Source organism: Blastocatellia bacterium, assembly GCA_025055075.1.
Lineage (GTDB): Bacteria > Acidobacteriota > Blastocatellia > HR10 > HR10 > HR10.
The window spans coordinates 1-2,734 of the sequence record JANWYV010000042.1; the positions used below are offsets into that span (position 1 = coordinate 1).

Annotated in this window: 3 protein-coding genes; all 3 read left to right on the plus strand. The window is 59.6% G+C overall.

Annotation, left to right across the window (positions count from 1 at the left end):
- Positions 1-508 (plus strand): DUF885 domain-containing protein (locus tag NZ746_10240; protein MCS6817742.1); only part of this gene is annotated, 508 nt, incomplete at its 5' end.
- 207 nt (positions 509-715) lie between these two features.
- Positions 716-2,329 carry a hypothetical protein gene (locus NZ746_10245; GenBank protein ID MCS6817743.1) on the plus strand — a complete coding sequence of 538 codons (1,614 nt, stop codon included), beginning with the start codon at positions 716-718 and terminating at the stop codon, positions 2,327-2,329.
- Positions 2,330-2,459: 130 nt separating this feature from the next.
- On the plus strand, positions 2,460-2,734 hold a 275-nt coding region (locus tag NZ746_10250; GenBank protein ID MCS6817744.1), incomplete at its 3' end, for a hypothetical protein.

Sequence of the window (2,734 nt, forward strand, 5' to 3'; positions counted from 1 at the left end):
CCGATATAAGCCCTATCGCAATCTCTTCAGCACGCCCTTCTGGGGCGAAGGGTGGGCGCTCTATTGGGAGCTGTTGCTGTGGGACCTGGGATTTCACAAATCGCCGGAGGATCGCATCGGGGCACTCTTCTGGCGGATGCATCGCTGCGCCCGGATCATCTTCTCGCTCAAGTTCCACTTGGGCGAGATGACGCCTGAGGAGTGCATCACATATTTGGTGGAGCGCGTGGGACATGAGCGAGCGAATGCGGAGGCCGAGGTGCGACGGTCGTTTGGCGGACAGTACGGACCGCTCTACCAGGCGGCGTATTTGCTCGGAGGTTTGCAGTTCCGCGCCCTGCACCGTGAACTCGTTGAGTCGGGCAAGATGACCAATCGCGCTTTCCATGATGCCATCCTCAAAGAGGGGCGCATTCCGGTGGAGATGGTGCGCGCTATCCTCACCCGCCAGCCGCTCACCAAAGATTTTCGCTCTTCCTGGCGATTTTATGATCTGGAGCGGCGGTGAGAGATCTCAAAGGAGGCAAGGATGAAGGGGCGTTGCTCTCGTCGTGCATTTCTTCAAGGCTTGGGGGGAGTCGGAGTCGGGGTGATCGCGAAGTCGACCCCCCTTCGCTTTGAAGACGCTCGCGTCGTTCTCCAAGTGCCGAACGGAACGATCCATCCGTTCACTTCTACGAGTGGAGTTCACGTCCCCCCGCGGGGGCGATCGTACATGAAGTTCAGCTTTGATTTCCCGGAACCGTCGGTCGAGTTCGAGGGGTATCAGTTCGGCTTCCTCATCTTCACCTACGAAAACGTCTATGGGCTGGATCGGGAACGAATGAAAGTGAACGTGCGTGGGGAAGCGCTCGAGCTGGAATGCGATCAGCTCATCTGGGCTGGAGGTCAGGAGAAAGCTCCGGGACGGTTGCAGGCGCGCCTGGAGAAGCGCGGAGAGTTCATCGAATGGACGGCGACGGTTCAGATGAATCGTCCCATCAAGGCGGTGACGACGATCCTTCGAGGCGTGCCGCGCGGTCGCATTTCTAGCGCGTTGCAGAATTTCTTTGATCCGCGAGAGGATGAAGTGCTTTTGGGCTATCCCTTCTCCGGCGGCGACCTGTTCGGTCCAGGGGCAGCGCGAGGGATGGAGACACCGTTGGCAATCGTTCAGGCGGGAGAGCGAGACTTCTTCTTCGTCTCGTCGCTTGATGACCGGGTGCGGACCAAACGCTACTACTTTCAGCCGGGGGAGAGGGGCTATCGCCTGGAAGCCGTGTGCGAACTGGAAGGCTGGACGCGCTCGACGACGGTGACGCTTCCCCGTTGGCGCATCGGACGAGCGCCGACGGTAGAGGCAATCGCGCGTGCGCACTACGAACACCTGGAGCGCGTCTATCGCCTGCAACCGTGGGAGACGCGCCCAGATGTTCCTGACTGGCTGCGACGCATCGCGCTCGTGGTGACGCTCCATGGCATGCATTACACGGGTTACATCTTCAACGACTACGCTCGCATGGGTGAGATCCTTCGCTGGGTGGCTGAGCGCATCCCGGCGGATCGCGTGCTCGTCTTTCTGTCGGCCTGGGACGGGCGATACTACTGGGAGTATCCCCTCTATCGGCCCGCGCCGCGTATGGGTGGAGAAGAGGGATTCCGCCGACTCATCCGCGAAGCGCAACGGCTGGGCTTTCGCATGATGCCGATGTTCGGAGCCAACGCCGCCAATCGTCAGCAACCCGTCTTTGCCCGTTTAGCTGATGCGGCGACGTCAAAGATTGATGGCGATCGCTTTGATCTCAACTGGGTGGATTGGGACAACGATCGCCATCAGGACGGCTGGCTGTCGTACATGAATCTCGGCGTCGCCTCTTGGCGTGAGCACCTCTTTGAGCGAATCTCGGAGGTCATCGAGCGCTATGGCGTGGACGCTTATTTCCTCGATATCGTTGGGGGGTGGGTGAACAATCCGCAGGCCGATATGCATGAAGGGACGCGCCGACTTGTCCTCGACCTGCGAGCGAAATATCCGCATGTGGTGGCTTGCGGCGAGATGCATTACGATGCGCTCCTGGAGTTCATCCCGCTCTATCACGTGTTCTCGCAGTTCGCCTATCCGGCGGCCGTGCAGAAATACGCGCGCGCTTTCCAGCATCTCAGCCATCCAGCTCCAGGACGAGGCAGCACCGGAGTGCACGAAGCGGGATTCGGACGCTGGAATCCGGAGACGCTCTCGCTGCGGGATGAGCAGATTCCCACGCTCAACGTCGTGGACGACACGTTCACGACCTATCGCGATCAGATGGAGGCCGTCATCCGCCGCGCCCGCCAGCGCGCCGGAATCTAGGAGTAGGAGAGCGCGGACCTTTTCGTCTGCGATTGTACGCAGGCGAGAAAGCTTGCGCTGGTATGGACTTTCCAGCCCGCGAAAATTCCCGGCTGGAAAGCCTGTGTCCCTTTTGGGGAGGAGACTTCAGATGAAGCTGAAGGTAGGAAGATCGCCTATCATCCTGAGCCTGGTCGCGTCTCTTTTCCTGCAGTTTCTGCCAGTATCAGGGCAAAACCTCTCCGGAACAATTCGCACTGAAGAGTTCCTGCTCACGTATGATCATCGTGGGATTACTCAGTTACGGAATCCCCAAGATCCATTCCAAGCTGACCTACTGAGCGGCGAGGGGCGTTTGGGGGAGCCGGTCGTTACCTACCGAGTGGAGGGGGGAGATTGGCTGCCGATTTATACGGGCAGGCGAAC

Coding starts and splice junctions, on each gene's coding strand:
- NZ746_10245 (MCS6817743.1), top strand. CDS start 716: ATGAAGTTCAGCTTTGATTTCCCGGAACCGTCGGTCGAGTTCGAGGGG.